This is a genomic window from Aminobacter sp. 01T433 (assembly GCF_056398585.1).
In genome coordinates, this window is the sequence record NZ_JBFTPR010000005.1 from 31,148 (window position 1) to 50,473 (window position 19,326).

20 protein-coding genes and 1 tRNA gene are annotated in these 19,326 nt (G+C 62.3%); 7 read left to right on the forward strand and 14 right to left on the reverse strand.

The genetic code is table 11. The features are described 5' to 3' along the window. Window positions 1–8: 8 nt before the first annotated feature. The 6 genes from AC1DLV_RS09375 to AC1DLV_RS09400 all read right to left on the reverse strand — a co-directional run bounded on the left by AC1DLV_RS09375 (window position 9) and on the right by AC1DLV_RS09400 (window position 3,529). Window positions 9–179, reverse strand: a complete 171-nt coding sequence (locus tag AC1DLV_RS09375) for a Flp family type IVb pilin (protein WP_476799278.1) — start codon at window positions 177–179, stop codon at window positions 9–11. A gap of 151 nt (window positions 180–330) precedes the next feature. Beyond that, entirely contained in the window at window positions 331–645 is a 315-nt protein-coding gene (locus tag AC1DLV_RS09380) for a hypothetical protein (RefSeq protein WP_476799279.1), read from the reverse strand. 109 nt (window positions 646–754) lie between these two features. Continuing rightward, window positions 755–1,168 carry a (deoxy)nucleoside triphosphate pyrophosphohydrolase gene (locus tag AC1DLV_RS09385; protein WP_476799280.1) on the reverse strand — a complete coding sequence of 138 codons (414 nt, stop codon included), beginning with the start codon at window positions 1,166–1,168 and terminating at the stop codon, window positions 755–757. 1 nt (window position 1,169) lies between these two features. After that, on the reverse strand, window positions 1,170–1,943 hold the full coding sequence (locus AC1DLV_RS09390; protein WP_476799281.1) for a GNAT family N-acetyltransferase: 774 nt from the start codon (window positions 1,941–1,943) through the stop codon (window positions 1,170–1,172). A gap of 8 nt (window positions 1,944–1,951) precedes the next feature. Continuing rightward, a complete protein-coding gene (argJ, locus tag AC1DLV_RS09395) occupies window positions 1,952–3,193 on the reverse strand; it encodes a bifunctional glutamate N-acetyltransferase/amino-acid acetyltransferase ArgJ (protein WP_476799282.1) in 1,242 nt (413 codons plus the stop codon). A 102-nt stretch (window positions 3,194–3,295) separates the two neighbouring features. After that, complete coding sequence (locus AC1DLV_RS09400; RefSeq protein WP_476799283.1) at window positions 3,296–3,529, reverse strand: hypothetical protein; 234 nt, start codon at window positions 3,527–3,529, stop codon at window positions 3,296–3,298. A 97-nt stretch (window positions 3,530–3,626) separates the two neighbouring features. On the opposite strand from AC1DLV_RS09400, the gene AC1DLV_RS09405 reads away from it, so the two are divergent. After that, complete coding sequence (locus AC1DLV_RS09405; RefSeq protein ID WP_476799284.1) at window positions 3,627–4,232, forward strand: TetR/AcrR family transcriptional regulator; 606 nt, start codon at window positions 3,627–3,629, stop codon at window positions 4,230–4,232. Between the two features lie 89 nt (window positions 4,233–4,321). Here the strand turns inward: AC1DLV_RS09405 and AC1DLV_RS09410 are convergent, their stop codons facing one another. Continuing rightward, window positions 4,322–5,236, reverse strand: coding sequence for a peptidylprolyl isomerase (locus AC1DLV_RS09410; RefSeq protein ID WP_476799285.1), 915 nt, complete (start codon window positions 5,234–5,236; stop codon window positions 4,322–4,324). Between the two features lie 237 nt (window positions 5,237–5,473). Between AC1DLV_RS09410 and secA the strand changes: the two genes are divergently transcribed. After that, window positions 5,474–8,197 carry a preprotein translocase subunit SecA gene (gene secA, locus AC1DLV_RS09415; RefSeq protein ID WP_476836156.1) on the forward strand — a complete coding sequence of 908 codons (2,724 nt, stop codon included), beginning with the start codon at window positions 5,474–5,476 and terminating at the stop codon, window positions 8,195–8,197. A gap of 62 nt (window positions 8,198–8,259) precedes the next feature. Here secA and AC1DLV_RS09420 read toward each other — a convergent pair whose 3' ends face one another. Together AC1DLV_RS09420 and AC1DLV_RS09425 are read right to left on the reverse strand one after the other, a co-directional pair. After that, window positions 8,260–8,592: an antibiotic biosynthesis monooxygenase family protein gene (locus AC1DLV_RS09420; protein ID WP_476799287.1), complete on the reverse strand. Its 333-nt coding sequence runs from the start codon at window positions 8,590–8,592 to the stop codon at window positions 8,260–8,262. A gap of 102 nt (window positions 8,593–8,694) precedes the next feature. Then, window positions 8,695–8,925: a hypothetical protein gene (locus AC1DLV_RS09425; RefSeq protein WP_476799288.1), complete on the reverse strand. Its 231-nt coding sequence runs from the start codon at window positions 8,923–8,925 to the stop codon at window positions 8,695–8,697. A 95-nt stretch (window positions 8,926–9,020) separates the two neighbouring features. Here AC1DLV_RS09425 and AC1DLV_RS09430 point away from each other — a divergent pair, with 95 nt between their 5' ends. Next, entirely contained in the window at window positions 9,021–10,430 is a 1,410-nt protein-coding gene (locus AC1DLV_RS09430; protein WP_476799289.1) for an oligosaccharide flippase family protein, read from the forward strand. Then, window positions 10,430–11,713, forward strand: a complete 1,284-nt coding sequence (locus AC1DLV_RS09435; RefSeq protein ID WP_476799290.1) for a GNAT family N-acetyltransferase — start codon at window positions 10,430–10,432, stop codon at window positions 11,711–11,713. Before AC1DLV_RS09430 ends, AC1DLV_RS09435 begins: the two co-directional genes overlap by 1 nt. Here the strand turns inward: AC1DLV_RS09435 and AC1DLV_RS09440 are convergent. The 3 genes from AC1DLV_RS09440 to AC1DLV_RS09450 form a co-directional block, all read right to left on the reverse strand. After that, window positions 11,710–13,341, reverse strand: coding sequence for an AMP-binding protein (locus AC1DLV_RS09440; protein ID WP_476799291.1), 1,632 nt, complete (start codon window positions 13,339–13,341; stop codon window positions 11,710–11,712). The genes AC1DLV_RS09435 and AC1DLV_RS09440 overlap by 4 nt on opposite strands. A gap of 582 nt (window positions 13,342–13,923) precedes the next feature. Continuing rightward, on the reverse strand, window positions 13,924–14,769 hold the full coding sequence (locus AC1DLV_RS09445) for a rhamnan synthesis F family protein (protein WP_476799292.1): 846 nt from the start codon (window positions 14,767–14,769) through the stop codon (window positions 13,924–13,926). A gap of 181 nt (window positions 14,770–14,950) precedes the next feature. Continuing rightward, a tRNA-Leu gene (locus tag AC1DLV_RS09450) sits at window positions 14,951–15,035 on the reverse strand. Between the two features lie 259 nt (window positions 15,036–15,294). On the opposite strand from AC1DLV_RS09450, the gene AC1DLV_RS09455 reads away from it, so the two are divergent. Together AC1DLV_RS09455 and AC1DLV_RS09460 are read left to right on the forward strand one after the other, a co-directional pair. Continuing rightward, window positions 15,295–15,882 carry a YqaA family protein gene (locus AC1DLV_RS09455; RefSeq protein WP_476784127.1) on the forward strand — a complete coding sequence of 196 codons (588 nt, stop codon included), beginning with the start codon at window positions 15,295–15,297 and terminating at the stop codon, window positions 15,880–15,882. Between the two features lie 22 nt (window positions 15,883–15,904). Then, on the forward strand, window positions 15,905–16,420 hold the full coding sequence (locus AC1DLV_RS09460; RefSeq protein WP_476799293.1) for a disulfide bond formation protein B: 516 nt from the start codon (window positions 15,905–15,907) through the stop codon (window positions 16,418–16,420). 156 nt (window positions 16,421–16,576) lie between these two features. On the opposite strand, the gene AC1DLV_RS09465 is transcribed toward AC1DLV_RS09460, so the two are convergent. Next, a complete protein-coding gene (locus AC1DLV_RS09465; RefSeq protein WP_476784125.1) occupies window positions 16,577–17,134 on the reverse strand; it encodes an HNH endonuclease in 558 nt (185 codons plus the stop codon). 118 nt (window positions 17,135–17,252) lie between these two features. Further along, entirely contained in the window at window positions 17,253–17,906 is a 654-nt protein-coding gene (locus AC1DLV_RS09470) for a DNA-3-methyladenine glycosylase family protein (protein ID WP_476799294.1), read from the reverse strand. A gap of 75 nt (window positions 17,907–17,981) precedes the next feature. Here AC1DLV_RS09470 and gluQRS point away from each other — a divergent pair, with 75 nt between their 5' ends. Beyond that, window positions 17,982–18,857, forward strand: a complete 876-nt coding sequence (gene gluQRS / locus AC1DLV_RS09475; RefSeq protein WP_476799295.1) for a tRNA glutamyl-Q(34) synthetase GluQRS — start codon at window positions 17,982–17,984, stop codon at window positions 18,855–18,857. The last annotated feature ends 469 nt before the right edge of the window (window positions 18,858–19,326 follow it).

The window sequence follows — 19,326 nt, forward strand, 5'->3', positions numbered from 1 at the left end:
GTCAATCACTACTTGTTCAGCGCTTTTTGAAGCTCGCTGTCGTTGTCGCCCCAAAGGAATTCCAGCTGGCTTGCAAGTTGCCCAAAGCTACCAACAATGGCCACCGCGATCAGGGTTGCTATCAACCCGTATTCGATCGCCGTGGCACCCTTTTCGTCCCTCAGAAATCGCCAGATCATCGGTCGCGCCCACCCCTCTCGTTGGAGAAACCATAGCTTTGACAGATTAAGAAAGGTTAATGGCATAGGCTTAACGTGCGATGAAGCCGCCAGCGCATCGGAATCGATTTTCGAAATGCACGGTGTGCAGATTCAAAGACTTAGAGCGTCGTCAGCACTGACCGCTGCGCGCGCCGTTTTCTGAGATGACGCAAACCGATTGGGGCGATTGCTGCAGCACGCTGCGGCGCAGCGTATAGCTCGAGTTGCGGTGAATCGAGCCGGTGGGGGTGTAGTCGAGCCCATCGAACCGCACCTGCCCGACCTGCATGCGCGCCTTGCCGTCGAGATAAGGCGTAGCGATAAGCGCAAGGGCAATTGCGGCAAAGCCAAACAGCAACGCGACACGCAGGATGCCAGCACTCGCCCTGACGGCCGAAGACTGGCGCTCGGGGCGGATCAGGTCCCACTCCTTATCAGCCTGCATAGGCGAAGCCCCCCAACGCCGTGTCGATGCGCAGCCGATCACCGCCGGCTGCCATTCAATTTTTCACGATTGGATAAACTTTGCCTTAACGCTGGCTAATATGGCCGGATCACAACAGATCGATGAGGAATGGAATCAGCGGCTCGTCGGCAGGCGGCATCGGGTAGTCGCGCATCTGCTTCGGCCGCACCCACTTCAGCACCTGGCCCTCCCTCGGCTCGGGTATGCCCCAGAAGCGGCGGCAGACATAAAGCGGCATCAGCAGGTGGAAATCTTCATAGGTGTGGCTGGCAAAGGTCAACGGGGCCAGGCAAGCGGCCTTGGTCTCGATACCGATTTCTTCAAGCAGCTCGCGGACGATCGTTTGCTCGGGCGTTTCGCCCTGTTCGACCTTGCCGCCGGGGAATTCCCACAGGCCAGCCAGCGACTTGCCTTCAGGTCGCTGGGCCAAAAGCACACGGCCGTCGGCATCCACCAGCGCGCAAGCCGCCACCAGGAGCAGGCGTTTTCCCTGTTCGGTCAAATCAGGCCTCCGGCGGGCGGCGATAGTGGTAACGATAGACTTCCTTGAAGCCCATCTTGGTATAAAGGCGAATGGCGCCTTCATTGGCGGCCTCGACCTGCAACCAGGCCTGACGGGCACCCCTCAGGCGCGCCCATTTCAGCGCCGAGAGGATCAGCCGGCGGCCAAAACCCTTGCCGCGCTCGGCTTGGGTGGTGGCAATCTCGAACAGGCCGGCAAGGTCGTTGTCGTGGACGCAGATCACCGATGTTACCGGCTGCTCGTCCTGCTCCAGGACGAAAAGGCCGGCCTCCGGCTGGATCGCGCCGATGATCTCGGACAGGCCCGGCCTCAGCGACGCATCGATGCCGTGCACCGCCATGGAGGCGCTGACAAAGCGGCCAATGTCCTTGAGCGGGATCTGGTCCATCGCGTGGTCGACGAGGCCATCATCGAGCGACAGCCGCATGACCAGCGATTCCGAAAAGGTGGTCCAGTGCTCACGATCGAGATGGGCAGCGATCGCTGGCCCAGACAAAGGCGACATGCGGAAGGTGAGCGGCCGACCATAGGCCTCGAAGCGGCGGCTGGCGCGCGCGATACGGTCGGGAATGTTGCGGATGTCGGCGGGGTCGAGCGGATTGACCGAATTGAGCCGCTTGGCCGGGTGGCCCGCGGTCAGCCTGACCAGCCAGGTGCCGTCATAGTGGACAGCCGCCGCCGGCCAGGCGCGAAAACCCGCCGCTTCGTAGCGGCGGACGATTGCGAGTTCGTGCGACGGACGGTTCTGGTTCACGTGGGCTATCAGCTCCGGTAGTCGCCGTTGATGGCGACATATTCCTTGGTCAAGTCGCAGGTCCACACCGTCGCCTTGCCGCGGCCGATACCAATGTCGGCGCGGATGACGATGTCATCGCCCTTCATATAGGCAGAGGTCGCCGCTTCCGAATAGCTCGGATCGCGCTCGCCATTGTGGGCAAGGCGGTTGTCGCCGAACCAGATCGACAAGAGATCGCGGTCGGCCGGCTCGCCGGCCTTGCCGACGGCCATGACGACGCGGCCCCAATTGGCATCTTCGCCGGCCACCGCTGTCTTGACCAGCGGCGAATTGGCGATGGACAGCGCGATGCGCTTGGCCGAGCGCGCCGACTTGGCACCGGTGACAGTGACTTCGACCTGCTTGCGCGCGCCTTCGCCGTCGCGCACGACCTGAAGCGCGAGCGTCTTGAGCATCTTGTTGAGCGCACGGCGGAACGATGCGAGCCGCGCGTCCTTGGGATCGGAAATCTTCGGCGCGCCGCGCTTGGCCGCAGCACCGGTGGCAAACAGCATCAGCGTGTCGGAAGTCGAGGTGTCGCTGTCGACGGTCACCGCATTGAAGGTGCTGGCGGTGCCACGCGACAGCATGTCCTGGAGCACTTCAGCTGCAATCGGAGCGTCAGTGGCGACGAAAGACAGCATGGTCGCCATGTCGGGGGCGATCATGCCGGCACCCTTGGCGATGCCGTTGATGGTGACGTCTGTGTCGCCGAGCTTGACGGTCGCCGTCACCACCTTGGGATAGGTGTCGGTGGTCATGATGGCCTTGGCGGCCTCGGTCCACTGGTCGGGCCTTGCATCCTTGACCATGCCGGACAGCAGGTGGCTGAATTTGCCGGCGTCGAGCGGCTCGCCGATCACGCCCGTCGAGGCCAAGAAGACATCGCCTGGCGTGCAGCCGGCGGCCTTGGCCGCTGCCTGGCCGGTCAGCGTGGTAGTCTCGCGACCTTTCTTGCCGGTGAAGGCGTTGGCGTTACCCGAATTGACCACCAGGATGCGCGCCTTGCCGCCCGTAAGGTTCTCCCGGCAGAAGTCGACCGGTGCCGAGGGGCACTTGGAGCGGGTGAACACGCCTGCCGCCGCAGTACCCTCGTCGAACACCATGGCGAGCACGTCGGTGCGGCCCTTATATTTGATGCCAGCCTCGGCGGTCGCGATGCGCACGCCCTCAATGGCGGGCATCTTGGGGTATTTCTTCGGTGCGAGCGGGGAAACGGTAGTCGACATGAGGAACCTCTGCGGGCTCGGGAAACGGTGAATGCAGGCCCCGTTTGCCCGATAGCGCGAGGCTTCGCAAGGCGTTTTCACCTCACGAAGACGTGGTCCACCTCAATGCACCGCTGGATTAAGGAAGCTTCGGAACAGGCGCTGGATGGCTGGGATCAGACCCCAGATTATCGTCGCCACCATCAGCGGGGCGATCAGAAGCGTACGCTGCCAGATCGACCATCCATTGGTCAAAGGCATGATGACGTAGAGAAGTGCGGTGATCAGCGGATAAACGCCGAGCAAAACCATGAGGGCGAAACGAGGACGGGAAAAGCGGGTTGAAGAAGCAGTCATTTCCATCTCCATCGGAACGAAACGTTTCGTTATATAAAACGGGCCGTTTCGTTTCGTCAAGAGGTCGTATAGGATTATTGCTGAACCGGAGAACGAGATGAGCATTGAAGCAGACAGCGCGCGGAAATCGATCGGCGCGAGGCGGAGCCCTGAAAGCGCCGAGGCGATCCTTGAGGCGGCGGAAGCCGTGCTGCGCGAAAATGGCCATGCCGGATTCTCGATCGAGGCGGTCGCGCGCCGCGCGCGCGCCGGCAAGCCGACGATCTATCGCTGGTGGCCGAGCAAGACGGCCCTGCTTCTCGAGGTTTATCAACGCCAGAAGGGCGATGTCGCCTACCCAGACAGCGGCAGCATTGAAGAAGACCTGTTCGGTTTCGCCAGGAGCCTGTTTGCTCATTGGCGCACAACACCCTCGGGTGGCATCTTTCGCTCGCTGGTGGCCGAGGCCCAATCCGATCCTGCCGCAGCTGAAGCGCTGGCCGAATATGCGGCTGGGCGCAGGGCCAATACCGGCAAGATCATCGAGCGGGCCAAGGCGCGCGGCGAAGTGGCTGCCGATGTAGATCCGACCCAAATCGCCGACATGGTCTCGTCCTATGCCTGGGTGCACCTGCTCACAGACCGGCTCGACGAGGACGATGCGACCTTGCGTGCGGCGATCCGGGTGATCGTGCACGGCATTAAGGCCCAAGCGCCCAGCTGATTTTACCCGCGCGTCGCGATTTTTCAAAAATCGGACAAACAAAAAGGGCGGCGCCATTGGCGCCGCCCTTTGAGCATGAACTGGAAAATTTACTTCTGCGCGTCGATGGCGTCGATCGCCGTCTTCAGCGCCGGGTCGGTGACTTCGACCTTGCCGGCGGCGCGGATCTGCTTGACCAGCTCGATATATTTCTCGCGGATCAGAAGCGAGCGGACCTGGTCCTTGACGGTGTCGAATGCCGGCGGCTGCTGGGCGCGCTTGTCTTCGACCTTGATGATGTGCCAGCCGAACTGGGTCTGCACCGGCTCCTTGGAATAGGCGCCGATTTCAAGGGCGAGTGCCGCCTTTTCGAATTCCGGCACCATCTGGCCGGGGCCGAAGAAGCCGAGATCGCCACCAGAGGTCTTGCCGCTCGGGTCGGTGGTGTTTTCGTTGGCGAGCTTCTGGAAGTCCTCGCCGCCATCGAGCTTCTTGATGATCGCGTCGGCCTCTTCCTTGGTCTTGACCAGGATGTGGCGGGCATGGACCTCGTTGACCGGCGTCTGGCCAGCGATTTCCTTGTCGTAGCGGGCGCGGATCTCATCGTCGGTGATCTTGCCGGCGACTTCTTTTTCCACCAGTTCGCCATGCAGGGCGCGCTGGTCGAGGAAGGCCAGGCGACGCTGGAAGTCGGCGTCCTTGTCGAGGCCCTTTTCGACTGCCGCGGCAGCCATCAGCCTGATCTCGATGATCGACGACAAAGCTGCGGCACGGCGCTGTTCGGGCGGCAGATTGCCGAACTGCTGGCCAAGGTCCTGCTCGGCCAAGGTGATGTCGGCTTCGGTGACGTTCTCGCCATTGACGGTGGCCACGATCGCATTCGGATCGACAGGAGCAGCGGCGGGAGCTGCGGTCTGGGCCGCGGGCGCAGCTTCCTGCGCGACGAGTGGCAGCGACGACAGCGCCACGAGACCGGCTGCGAGTCCGAGACTGGCAAGCGAGGCGCTACGGAACGAAAAAGGCATCTAAACTCTCCGGTGGGGATGACCGCGCTTCCAAATCAACCTAAATGTGGCGGAATTTGGCGTCTTCGGCAGGCTCTCTGCGACGTTGACATAAGTTGTGCCCCCTCTTATCTGTCCATCGTCTTCGCGTCCAGAACCGTTTTCCGGGCGCTTTTCGTGTTGAACCTGCCACCGCGCTATCCCCGGCAGGTTCGGCCGGCGGACAGTCGGCTTCATTCGAATTGAAAGGGCCACTTGATGGTCAGTCTCGGCGGTCTCGCCCGTAAGATTTTCGGTTCCTCCAACGACCGCCGCGTCAAGTCGACCCGGCCCCGGGTGGAAGCGATAAACGCAATGGAAAATGAACTGCAGGCGCTGACCGACGACCAGCTTCGGGCGCGGACCGAGCAGTTCCGCCAGGATATCGCCAACGGCGCCTCCCTCGATGACCTGCTGATCCCGGCATTCGCCACAGTGCGCGAAGGTGCCAAGCGCGCGCTTGGCATGCGTCCCTTCGACGTCCAGATGATCGGCGGCATGGTGCTGCACGGTCGCGGCATCGCCGAGATGCGTACCGGTGAAGGCAAGACGCTGGTCGCCACCTTGCCCGTCTATCTCAATGCCTTGACCGGCAAGGGCGTGCACGTCGTTACCGTCAACGACTACCTCGCCAGCCGCGACGCCGAATGGATGGGCCGGCTGTACAAATTCCTCGGCCTTTCGGTCGGCATCGTCGTCCACGGCTTGTCCGACGAAGAGCGCCGCGCGGCCTATGCCTGCGACATCACCTACGCCACCAACAACGAACTCGGCTTCGACTATCTGCGCGACAACATGAAGTATGAGCGCGCCCAGATGGTGCAGCGCGGTCACTTCTTTGCGATCGTCGACGAAGTCGACTCGATCCTGGTCGACGAAGCCCGTACGCCGCTGATCATTTCCGGTCCGCTCGAAGACCGTTCGGAAATGTACAATACCGTTGACGCCTTCCTTCTCAACCTGATTCCGTCGGACTACGAAGTCGACGAGAAGCAGAAGACCGCCATCTTCACCGAAGAAGGCACCGAGAAGATGGAGAACATGCTGCGCGATGCAGGGCTGCTCAAGGGTGAGTCGCTCTACGACATCGAAAACGTTGCCCTGGTTCACCACGTCAACAACGCGCTCAAGGCGCACCGCCTGTTCCAGAAGGACAAGGACTACATCGTCAAGGACAACGAAATCGTCATCATCGACGAGTTCACCGGCCGCATGATGCCGGGTCGCCGTTTCTCCGAAGGCCTGCACCAGGCACTCGAAGCCAAGGAACACGTGGCGATCCAGCCGGAAAACCAGACGCTGGCGTCGGTCACCTTCCAGAACTATTTCCGCATGTACGAAAAGCTCGCCGGCATGACCGGCACGGCGCTGACGGAAGCGGAAGAGTTCGGCAACATCTACAATCTCGACGTCACCGAAGTTCCCACCAACGTTCCCGTCAGGCGCCTCGACGAGGACGACGAGGTCTATCGGACGGTCGAGGAGAAATACAAGGCGATCGTCCGCGAGATCAAGGAAGCCAACGCCAAGGGTCAGCCGACCCTGGTCGGCACGACCTCGATCGAGAAGTCAGAGCAGCTCGCCGAGCGGCTGCGCAAGGATGGCTTCAAGAATTTTGAAGTGCTGAACGCCCGCCACCACGAACGCGAAGCGTCGATCGTCGCCCAGGCCGGCAAGCCGGGTGCCATCACCATCGCCACCAACATGGCCGGCCGCGGCACCGACATCCAGCTCGGCGGCAACGCCGACATGCGCATTGCCGAGGAGCTGTCCGACATGCCGGCCGGCCCCGAGCGCGACGCCAAGGAAAAGGCGATCCGCGAGGATGTGGCCCGCCTCAAGGAAAAGGCGCTCGCCGCCGGCGGCCTCTACGTACTTGCCACCGAACGCCATGAAAGCCGCCGCATCGACAACCAGCTGCGTGGCCGTTCCGGCCGCCAGGGCGATCCGGGCCGGTCGAAATTCTTCCTGTCGCTGCAGGACGATTTGATGCGCATCTTCGGCTCCGAACGCATGGACGGCATGCTGCAGAAGCTCGGCCTCAAGGACGACGAGGCCATCATCCACCCCTGGATCAACAAGGCGCTGGAGAAGGCCCAGAAGAAGGTCGAGGCGCGCAACTTCGACATTCGCAAGAACCTGCTCAAATACGACGACGTCCAGAACGACCAGCGCAAGGTGGTGTTCGAGCAGCGCCTCGAGCTTATGGACGCGACAAGCCTGACCGAGATCGTCGGCGAAATGCGCCAGGACGTGATCGACGATCTCGTCACCAAGCACATTCCCGAGACGGCCTATGCCGAGCAGTGGGATGTCACCGGCCTCAAGGAAGGCGTGATCCAGTATCTCAACCTCGACCTGCCGATCGAAGAATGGGCCAAGGAAGAGGGCATCGCCGACGAAGACATCCGCGAGCGCATCACCACAGAGGTCAACAAGGCAGCAGCCGACCGCGCCGAGCGCTTCGGTCCCGACGTCATGACCTATGTGGAACGCTCGGTCGTGCTGCAGACCATCGACCATCTGTGGCGCGAGCATCTGGTCAATCTCGACCATTTGCGCTCGGTCGTGGGTTTCCGTGGTTACGCCCAGCGCGATCCGCTCAACGAATACAAGGGCGAGGCCTTCGAACTGTTCCAGGCGATGCTTGGCAATCTGCGCCAGGCAGTCACCGCGCAGCTGATGCGCGTCGAACTGGTGCGCCAGGCCGCCGATGCCCCGCCGCCCGAAGCGCCTGAAATGTTCGGTCATCATATCGACGGCACGACCGGCGAGGACGATTTCGGCGAAGGCTCGGTTGCCGTGCTGGAAGATACTCGCGTTGTCGCTGCCGAAGACCGCGACCCCAACAACCCCTCGACCTGGGGCAAGGTTTCACGCAACGAAGCCTGCCCTTGCGGCTCGGGCAAGAAATACAAGCACTGCCACGGCACATTTGCCTGATCGCAGGCAGGCTTGAAAAAATCAGCGGCGACCTAACGGGTCGCCGTTGCTGTTTCTGGGCTCTAGATGTGCCTGTAGTTGGCGATGTCGGCCTTGATGCCGAGCCGCGCGATCAACTCCTGCGGGTTGAAATTCGCTTCAGCGTGCATGGCCTGGACCTTCGCCTTGGCCGGCGCGATTGCGGCCTCGCTTTCCCACTCGACGATCGTGATGACGTTGAGTTCGCCTGGCACTGACGGCTGCTCCAGCAGCATGTCCTGCAGGAAGCCCGGCTGCACCCTCAGCAGTTCGTGCGTCTGCTGGACCTTGCCGAGAAATTCGGCGCGCGCCTGATCGGGGACCGCGAACCTGTCGACTCTGTAGACGCGTTGTGCCTTGCTTGCGTTCTGATCCATCTTTCTTGCTCTCCTTGCTTCAACGGGAACGATTTGTGCGACCTCAACCAAAGTTGAGGTCAAGAGCAATTTCGCAAGCCACCGAAGAATTTTTGAAGCAGCTCAGAACGGCTCGTTATTTGCCAGTTCGATGAGATTGCGCAGAGCAACCACGCCCAGGCTGTTGATGTGCTTGCGCCCGATGGCGATGTCGATGCGCATGGCTATCTGCTGCGGATCAGCACCGCGCAGGTCGGCAAGCCGCTCGATGCCGATTTCTTCGAGATAGCGGATCATCGTTGGTCCGATCGAATGGGCGCGCAGCATCGATCTGCGTTCGTCTTGCGAAATCATGTCACCTCCCCTGCCCCAAAACAGCCGTCCAACCGTTTCTTAATGGCTCTCAACTACATGCTGTCAGCGAAAACCGCGGAAGATGGAGTGTTTGGGTGCGTTTTTCCGCAGCGATGACGGCTGAGCGGTGGTTGCCGGGGCATATTGCCTCGCGCGTCACGCCGTTGTTGCGCCGCGTCGATGCGATACTTTTCAGCCCCGACGGACGCGGCGAAGCCGGTCGCATGTCGCTCATTGCCTTTGCCGTGCGCATCGTCAGCGCGGCCATCGCCTTCGTCAGCCAGGTGCTTCTGGCGCGCTGGATGGGCAGTTTCGAATACGGCATCTTCGTGCTGGTCTGGGTGACGATGGTCATCGTCGGCTCCCTGTCGTGCTTCGGCTTCCACACCTCGATCATCCGCTTCATCTCCGAATACCGCGAAAAAGGCATGCTCGCCGAATTGCGCGGCGTGCTTTTGGCCAGCCGGCTTTTCGTGCTGGCTGCCTCGACCGTCATCGCAGCCATCGGCATCGCAGGCGTCTGGCTTTTCTCCGGCAGGATCGAAAGCTACTACGTCGTGCCGTTCTTCCTCGGCATGTTCTGCCTGCCGATGCTGGCGCTGTCGGACGTCCTGCAAGGGCTGGCGCGCGCCAATGCCTGGGCATTCCAGGCGCTGGTGCCGACCTACATCATACGTCCCGTGCTGATCCTCGTCTTCATGGCGGCAGCCGTAATGGCAGGCCTGGCGCCAACGGCCGAAACCGCTGTCATCGCCTCGATCGCCGCGACCTACGTCACAACGCTTGCCCAGTTCGCCCGTGTCACCACGCGCGCCGACAAGCGCATCCCGGCAGGTCCGCGCAATATCCGGCTCGGCTATTGGCTCCAGATTTCGCTGCCGATCTTTCTGGTCGAGAGCTTCTTTTTCCTGCTCACCAATGCCGATGTGCTGATGGTCGGCTTCTACATGGACCCCGACAAGGTCGCGATCTATTTCGCGACGGTGAAGACGCTGGCGCTGGTCCATTTCGTCTATTTCGCCGTCAAGGCCGGCGTTGCCCAGCGTTACGCGCAGATTGCCCATAGCGAGCCGGAAAAACTGGCCGGCTTCGCCCGCGAGACGGTTGCCTGGACGTTCTGGCCGTCGCTCGCGATGGGAATTCTGGTGCTGTTGCTTGGCCAGCCGCTGATTAGCATGTTCGGGCCCGGCTTCGATGAAGGTTATCCGCTGCTGTTCCTGCTGGTGGCAGCGGTGGTCGCGCGCTCGGCGGTCGGGCCATGCGAAAGCCTGTTGACGATGAGCGGTTACCAGAATGTCTGCGCCATGGTCTATGCCGCAACCCTTGCCCTCAACATCGGCCTCAACGTCGTCTTGATCCCCACGCTCGGACTGTGGGGGGCTGCGATCGCCACCTCGGCGGCAATGATCTTCGAGGCCACGGCACTTTCATTCACCGTATGGCGCGCGCTCGGCATCGTCATGGTCCTGTTCATCCCTGTCCGACGCACGCCGGAGAAAGCCTGATGGCGGCCATCCCGCTTCTCGAAGAGACCAGTGGCGGCCCAGCCGGGTCGATGATTGCCGGCATCGCCGGCGTTCCAGCCGACGTCGCCGATCTCGCCCATCTTGAACTGACCGCCAGCGAGCGGCCGCTCAGGCGGCTTGCGATCTATCCGGCGTCCGCCGGCTTCGACCTAGTCGAGGAACTCGACCACCTCTGCACCCGCACCATCGAGCCCAACGTCTTCTTCAATCCGCGCTTCCTGGCACCAGCCATGCCCAGGCTCGAAGACCGCGAGGTGCGCCTTGCCGTCATCCGTGACGGCACCGAATTCCGTAGCCGGCTCAGGCTGCTTGCGCCCTATTCGGTCGAACGCCCGGCGATACCGCTCGGCGTTCCGGTGATGCGGACCTGGTCGAGCCCGTTCGGCCCGCTCGGCACCCCGCTCCTTGACCGTGATGACCCCGAAGGCGTGATCGCCGATTTCTTCGCCATGCTGGCGAGGCCCCATCTCAAGCTGCCGAAGGTGTTCGTGCTGCCCGACATGCGCCTCGACGGTGCTGTGGCACGCCTGCTGAGCGCTGCCGCCGAAAGCCGGGGGCTGCCGCTGGTCGTCACCGGCCAGTTCGAGCGCCCTTTCCTCGAAAGCGAGGCCGAGGGCGAGGAGTATCTCAAGGCATCGCTCGGCACCCGCCACTACAAGGAATTTCGCCGGCTTGGACGCAGGCTGGCTGAGCAGGGCGTGGTCGAGCACAAGGTCGCGCGCACCCAGGACGACGTACGCCACGCCATCGAGCAGTTCCTGACGCTGGAGGCATCCGGCTGGAAAGGCCGCCAGCGCACCGCCATGGCGATCGATCGCTACCGCGCCGCCTTCGCGCGAGAGGCGGTGCACCGGATGTCGGAACAGGATATGTGCCGCATCCACTCGCTGACGCTCGACGGCCGCACTATCGCCAGCCTTGTCGTCTTCGTCGAGGCCGGCATTGCCTACACCTGGAAGACCGCCTATGACGAGGCGCTGTCGGCCTATTCGCCGGGTGTGCTGCTGATGATGGCGGTGACCGCCCAGCACCTCGAAGACCCCAACATCATGATGACCGATTCCTGCGCGGTGCCGGATCACCCGATGGTCGGCAAGATGTGGAGCGAGCGCAAGCCGATGGGCACCTTCGTCGTTGGGCTGACGCCTGACGCTGATCGCGCCACGCGCCAGGCCGCCTCGCAGCTGCATCTCTATCGCGAGACGCGCAAGCTAGCAGCCAAGCTGCGCGACCGGGTGCGCGGCCTGCTCAAGAAGCGCTAGGCTTTTCTCGTTTCGCGCCTTGCCCGGTCGCGAAAAATGCGGCGGATGACCTTGCCGGTGGTGGTCAATGGCATGGAATCGACGAACTCGACCTCGCGTGGGTATTCATGCGCCGACAGCCGCTCGCGCACCCAAAGCTTGATCTCCTCGGCGAGTGCAGCATCGCCCGAAACGCCATCCTTGAGCACGACATAGGCCTTGACGATCTCGGTGCGCAGCACGTCGGGCTTGCCGACGGCAGCCGCGAGCGCCACAGCGGGATGGCCGGTCAGGCAATCCTCGATCTCGCCTGGGCCGATGCGGAAGCCGGCCGAGGTGATGACGTCGTCGTCGCGGCCAAAGAAGGCGACATAGCCGTCCTTGTCTTCGATGCCCTGGTCGCCTGTCGTCATCCACTCGCCGATGAACTTCTTCTCGGTCGCCTCCGGGCTCTGCCAATATTCGAGGAACATCACCGGATTGGGCCGGGCAATGGCGATCTGGCCTGAGACGCCTGCGGGCACGCGGCGACCCTCGCCGTCGATGATCGCGACGCGATGGCCAGGCACGGCCTTGCCGATGGCACCGCCACGGCTGACGCCAAGTGCGGCACAAGAGGCGAGCACCGCGTTGCATTCGGTCTGGCCGTAGAACTCGTTGACCACAAGCCCGAGCTCGGCGGCCGCCCAGTCATATGTCTCGCGGCCAAGCGCTTCGCCGGCCGAGCCTATGCTGCGCAGATCGAGCCGGAAGCGTCTGCGGATGTCGGGCACCACCTTGAGCATGCGCAGCGCAGTTGGGGGGATGAAGGCGTTGCGCACCCTCATCTTCTCCATCAACAGCAACGCTGCTTCGGGATCGAACTTGTCAAAACGGGCGGCAACCACCGGCAAGCCAAGATAGAGGCCGGGCAGCAGCAAATTGAGCAGCCCGCCGGCCCAGGCCCAATCGGCTGGCGTCCACATCAGATCGCCCGACTGCGGCAGGAATTCATGCGCCATCTGGATACCCGGCAGATGGCCAAGCAGCACTCGGTGGCCGTGCAGCGCACCCTTGGGCGGGCCGGTGGTGCCGGAGGTGAAGATCATCATCGCAGGATCGTCGGGGCCGGTGCCTTCGGCCTCGAAGACCGGCGAATGCGAGGCAAGCAGGCGATGGAAATCGTCGATATTGCCACCGCCAACCACAACGACGGTCTCGAGTTCGGGCAGCCGGCCGCCGATCTGGCTCACCTTGGCGAAACCGGCCTCATTGGTGACGATTGCCCGGACGCCAGCGGTTTGCAGCCGGTATTCGAGCGCCTCAACGCCGAACAGCAACGCCAGCGGCACGGCAATGGCGCCAAGCTTGTAGATCGCGACATGGGCGATGGCCGTCTCGAAACTCTGCGGCAACAAAAGGGCCACGCGGTCGCCACGGCGCACGCCCTTGGCGCGCAGAGCATTGGCAAAGGCATTGGAGCGGCGCGACAGTTCACCAAAGGAAAGCTTCTCGGCCACCCCGTCTACGCGGTAGTCGAGCAAAGCCGTGCGTTCAGGGTCGACTAATGCCCAGCGGTCGGAGACGGCGGTGCCGATGTTGAATTTTTGCGGGATTTTCCATCGGAAGTCGCGGTATAGGGCGTCGTAGGTGTCGCGCCGTTCGAGCATGGACGGTCGTCTCCGCTCCTCCGCGAGTGGATTTGGCGTCAGGCACAATGCCTTGGTGAACAGGCTTGTCGCGTAGCCCCTGCCCCCACGACCCGTCAAGTGGCGCGAGTAACATGCCCCTGACTGACGCGGCGAGGCTTTCGTGATAGAGTACTGCCCTTCATCTGCTGAAAAAGGGGAACGCCATGAAGTCGAAGACTTTATCGCCTGTCGCGCGTGCGATGGCCCAGGGCGCAGGTAGTAGTACTACTACCGACTTCAAGATCATTGGAAACGGCAAGAAGAAGGATCCTCCCGCTGGCGACAAGGGGCGCGCTGCCGCCGATCGCGGGCAGTCCACACTAACACAGGGTCGCCAGTCGACCGAGTTGCCGACTGGCCGTCCGAGATGAGGCCGGCGTCTGCGGCAATGACGGTTACGAAGCCCAATTGACGTAAGTTCGCTGTCCGTCGACCAAGAAGGCAAGTGCACCTCTTGTGGTGACCCAAGAGGTGTGGGTTTGGTTGTGCGGAATATTCTGGAAACAGCGACCAACGGGCCGAGCTTGGTAGCCGGAGACCGCCAAGATCAAAACCAAAGATCTACGGCTTCGGCCTGCGGATGCGACGAAGAACGCTTCCGATTTTGTCCCGCGCTTGCCTTCGATACCGACCGATAAGCCCCCTTGAGCTGGTCTTGCGCGCGAAATCGTAGTGATCGTTGAGGATGGCTTTGCCAGTCGGATCGGCGCTGGAAGCGATCCTTTGTCCGCGCGCCAAGGCACCCAGCATCATGCTGCGCTCCAGCGCGTGCGCCAGCGTGCAGTCCACTTGCCCGTCTTCGGCTTCGAAATCGCCATCTTGGAAATTCAGATCGATGATCGGCTGGAGGGCATCGCCGCGAGCCACGAACATGGTTCCGGCAAAAAAGCCCGCCTCAAGAACCTGTTGCTCGGTCAATCCCAGGCGAGAGCCGATCGACAAGACCGTAGTTCGATTTCCGCCAATGTACTTGGCAATCGACAGGAAATGGCCGTCAGGCCCGACTATCCCCAAGGAGGGGTCGCTCGCGAAAGCGCCGATCGAGCGCTCCAGTACGTCAGGACGAAGGAGGGCTTCAAGCATGGCGCGGCGCCAAGTATCCCCGTCCGCCCGATGCGAGGATTTCTTGGTGTGAACCTTGACGACAAGGTCGAAACCTTCGGCGCAGACAGCCGGAAATATCCTGAGGAAAGGAAGAACGTCCCGACCTCGATTCTCAGTCACTTGAATGGCAAAGTCTCGGCCACTTGCATCGAGCCGCAAACGTGCGTCCGCCTCGCGTCCAGGTACCGTCGTTACAAACAGCTTGTGTCGCACAGGAAGAGCTCGCACGAGGTCGAGGATCTCGTCGAACGTATCCATGTGGAATGCATGGATGACTATCGCAACCTTGAGCTCGTCATGCATGCGCGACGCCTTGTCCCTAGCCAATACGTCCCTCGATGCAGTGCCGCGATGGCATCGTCAAGAAGCCAGGTGCACGTGCACGCCATCTGCCCCAGAGACGAGCGGAATAGCATGGATCGTAAAACGCCCCGAATGCCGTTGGCCGGCAAACGCTTATGCGGTTGAAAGTTGTAGTGGGAAATGGTGCCCCTAGCCGGAATCGAACCAGCACTCCTTGCGGAACTCGATTTTGAGTCGAGCGCGTCTACCAATTCCGCCATAGGGGCCTGTCCTAGATGGACAGAATGGTCGCGGACTATACGGTTGAGCCGCCCTCCGTCAACTGGGCAAACGTGTCTTTGTTCAACTTGACGTCACAATCTCGCCGCCCTCAGCCAGGCCGTCATCAGTGGCAGCGGTGCCATTGGGTGCGGTGATGCGACAGATTGTGCCGGTTACCCCAGCTTGTGCATTCGTGAAGGCCCCAAGCATTGTGCGCCCCAGCAATTCTTCCTAAACAGGCAGCGCACATTTCAAGGGGGCCCGATGCTTCGCCGACTCTACGACTGGACCTTGTCGCTCTCGGCAAGGAAATCCGCCGAATGGTGGCTGGCCTTCATCGCCTTCGTCGAAAGCTCGGTCTTCCTCGTGCCCGCCGACGTGCTCTATTTGCCGATGGCGCTGTCGCGCCCGGACCGCGCCTATCGCTATGCGATCGTGGCAACCGTGGCCTCGGTGCTTGGCGGCATAGCCGGCTGGTATATCGGCCACTACGCCTTCGAGGCGGTGGCCAAGCCGGTGCTCGAATTCTATGGCAAATATGACGAATTCGAAGCGTTGAAGCTGTCGTCAGGCACCGGCATCATCTTGTTGATGCTGGTGACGTCGGGCCTTTCGCATCTGCCGCCGATCAAGGTGGTCACCATCCTGTCGGGCGTCATCGGCTTTCCGCTCGGCTGGTTCATCGTCTCGGCGATCATCGCGCGTGGCGCACGTTTCCTGTTCCTGGCCTGGCTGCTTAGGACCTATGGCGAACCGATCAGGAACTTCATCGAAAAGCGCCTTGGCCTGCTGGCCGGCCTCGCGGCGGCTGCCCTTATTTTGCTCTATCTTCTCGTCAGATACCTGCACTGACACAACAGTTCGGACCAATGACATGACTTCGCTTGCCTCTGAAACCGGCCGCACCCAGACGTTGACCGCCTCCTTCCTTGCGGTTGCGATGGCAGCGACTGTCGGCACGGCACTCGGCTTCCAGCACATCGGCGGCTACATGCCCTGCAAGCTCTGCCTCGAGCAGCGCATGCCCTATTATGTCGGCGTGCCGCTGATGGCGGTGGCGGCACTGTCGTCGGTCATGCGCGGGCCGGCGTGGCTGACGCGCGGCCTGCTGGTCATCGGCGGGCTGCTGATGCTCTACGGGCTCTATCTCGGCGGCTATCATGCCGGCGTCGAATGGCGCTGGTGGCCCGGCCCGACCGACTGCGCGGCGGTCAGCGGTGTGATCGACACCGGCGGCAAGGGCCTGCTGGGCATTCTCAACGAGGTCGTGCCGCCGCGCTGCGAAGATGCGGCCCTGCGCGTGCTCGGCCTGTCCTTCGCCGGCTGGAACGTGCTCGCCAGTGCGTTCCTGGCTGCGATCGCCTTCCGCGGCGCGTTCGCGAAGGCTTGAATAAGACAGCGCCGCTCGGAGTTCGCCAAGAATTCGTCAGGGTGAGTCGAATGGCGTGGTTTTCGAGAACCGGAGCGCAGCGGACATTAAGTCCGTGAGCACCGGAAGCGCAGAAAACCGCGTCAGTCGGCCAGCCCGGCGAATTGTCGGTGAACTCTAAGGCTCCAGCTCGACATCCCAGTAGAGATAATCCATCCAGCTTTCGTGCAGATGGTTGGGGGGGAACAGCCGGCCATTGTTGTGCAGATCGTGCACCGTCGGCTGGAACGGCTTTTGCAGCGGCCACATCTTGGCCTGCGCCGGCATCAGCCCACCCTTCCTGAGATTGCAGGGCGAGCAGGCGGCAACGACGTTTTCCCAGGTCGTCGCCCCGCCGCTGTGGCGCGGGACGACGTGATCGAAGGTCAGATCTTCCGGCGTGCCGCAGTACTGGCACTGGAAACGATCGCGCAGGAACACGTTGAAACGCGTGAAGGCGGGATAGCGCGACGGCTTCACATAGTGCTTCAGGCTGACGACGCTGGGCAGCTTCATCGAAAAAGTCGGCGAGGAGACCGCGTGATCGTATTCGGCAACGATATTGACGCGGTCGAGGAAGACCGCCTTGATCGCGTCCTGCCAGGACCAGAGCGACAAGGGGTAGTAGCTGAGCGGACGGTAATCCGCATTCAGCACCAGTGCTGGGAGCCCATCCGGAGACACGGCGACCGTCACTTCCACTACCTCCTCGGTCCTCGAACCTAACGGTGCGAATACTGTAAGCCCGAGGTGACAGGAATGTGAAGCGCCTAGTCGGTCATAAAGCCTGTCAAAAAATCGCGATTTCGCGGATTTAAGCAGGATTTCCGGCCGGCGGTGCACCATCGCGACCGCGGGTCTCGCGATAATACGCCCAGAACAGCCGCGAAGCGACCCCTCGCCACGGCGCCCATGATTCGGCAAGCCGAATCAGTGCCTTTTCGCCGGGGCGCGGATCGATGCCCAACGCATGGCCGACAGCCGATTGCAGCGCGACGTCGCGGGCGGGGAAAATGTCGGGGTGGCCAGCGGCAAACAGCAGATAAACCTCCGCCGTCCACGGCCCGATGCCTGATATGGCGACCATCGCGGCCATCGCTTCCTGCGCGTCGAGCCGGCAGAGCCCGTCGAGGTCGAGACCGTCGCTGGCAGCCTGGGCCACTGCCAGCAATGTCCGCTGCTTGGGCCTGGACAGTCCGGCCTCCCGGAAGACATCTTCGCCAGCAGCGAGCAACCCCTCCGGTGTCAGTGGATCGACAAGCGCGGTGAAGCGGCCGAAGATCGCCCTGGCGCTCGCGGTCGACACCTGCTGGGAAACGATGATCGAAGCGAGGCTGGCAAAACCTGGCTCGGTCAGCCTGAGCGGCACGTCGCCGGCCATGTCGCGCACGGCCACGAGCCGCGGATCGAGCGCGCAAAGCGCGTCGAGACCGAGATTGACGTCGTCGAGATTGGAGATCCGGCGCATGGCGTCACTTGTTAGGTTGCGACGGGCAACGTAGCAATCGGCAACGCAACCGTTCAATCCGAAACCGCAACGCTCATGACTGCTCCTGTCTTTCGCTTCGCGCCGAGCCCGAACGGCGAACTGCATCTGGGCCACGCGCTGTCGGCCCTGACCAACCAGCGCATGGCCAAGGCAGCCGGCGGACGGATGTTGCTGCGCATCGAAGATATCGACGTGACCCGCTGCACGCCGGAATTCGACGCCGGCATCTTTCGCGATCTCGCCTGGCTTGGGCTCGGCTGGGAAGAGCCGGTGCGGCGCCAGTCCGAGCATTTCGGGCGTTATCAAGCAGCGCTGGAGCGGCTGCAACGCGAGGGGCTGGTCTACCCCGCCTTCATGAGCCGCGGCGACATTCGTGGCGCGATCATGGATCATGAAGCCACCGGGCAAGATTGGCCACGCGATCCCGATGGCGCCCCGGTCTATCCCGGCAATGACAAGGCGCTGTCGGCGCGCGAGCGCAAGCGGCGCATCGATGTGGGCGCCCCCTTTGCCTGGCGGCTCGACACGGAGGCAGCGCTCAAGCGACTGAAAGGTCCATTGAGCTGGCGCGAATGGACAAGCGAGAACATGGGCGCATCGTCCGAGGTCGCCGCCGATCCCCGGCAATGGGGCGACGTCATCATCGCGCGGCGGGAGATTCCGACCAGCTATCACCTGTCGGTGGTAATCGATGACGCGCTTCAAGGGGTGAGCCACGTCGTGCGTGGCCAAGATCTTTATTTCGCGACTTCGGTGCAGCGCTTGCTGCAGGAAGTTCTCGAACTGCCCCAGCCAACCTATTTCCACCACAGGCTGGTTCTTGGGCCGGACGGACGCAAGTTGTCGAAAAGTCAACGCGACACCGGCCTCAGCGCGTTGCGTGAGGCCGGCGAGACGCCTGAGGGCGTCAGGCAACTGCTGGGATTTTAGTTCGGCTGCGCTTTAGCTTCAGCATGGGACCGACATGGGCTTCACCCAGGTCACGGCATGGATCCCCGACACTCTCCGCTCGCTTCGCTCGCTCACGAGGTCGAGGATGACGGACTTCATGGGCAGCTTCAGCCAATGGCCAAGGTCGACGCTTCGGTCAACCGGCAAGCCGGCGCTTCCGCCAATCGCCAAAGCCTGCGCTTCCGTCAATCGCCAAGGCCTACGCCTCCCCAGCCGCCGACGCTCAATTTCAGCGGAAACGCCCCCCGCAGTCCGTCATCCTCGACCTCGACCTCGAGAGCGAGCACAGCGAGCACAGCGAGCGGAGAGTGTCGGGGATCCATGCCGTTACGATGAAGATATCAGTGGCAGCGCAGAACACCTGCCTTCAGCTGAGCGGCGCGGTTGCTCGGTCGTGCGTCCTTCGACAAGCTCAGGATGAGGACCGTCGGTGTTGCCAGTTCCGGGG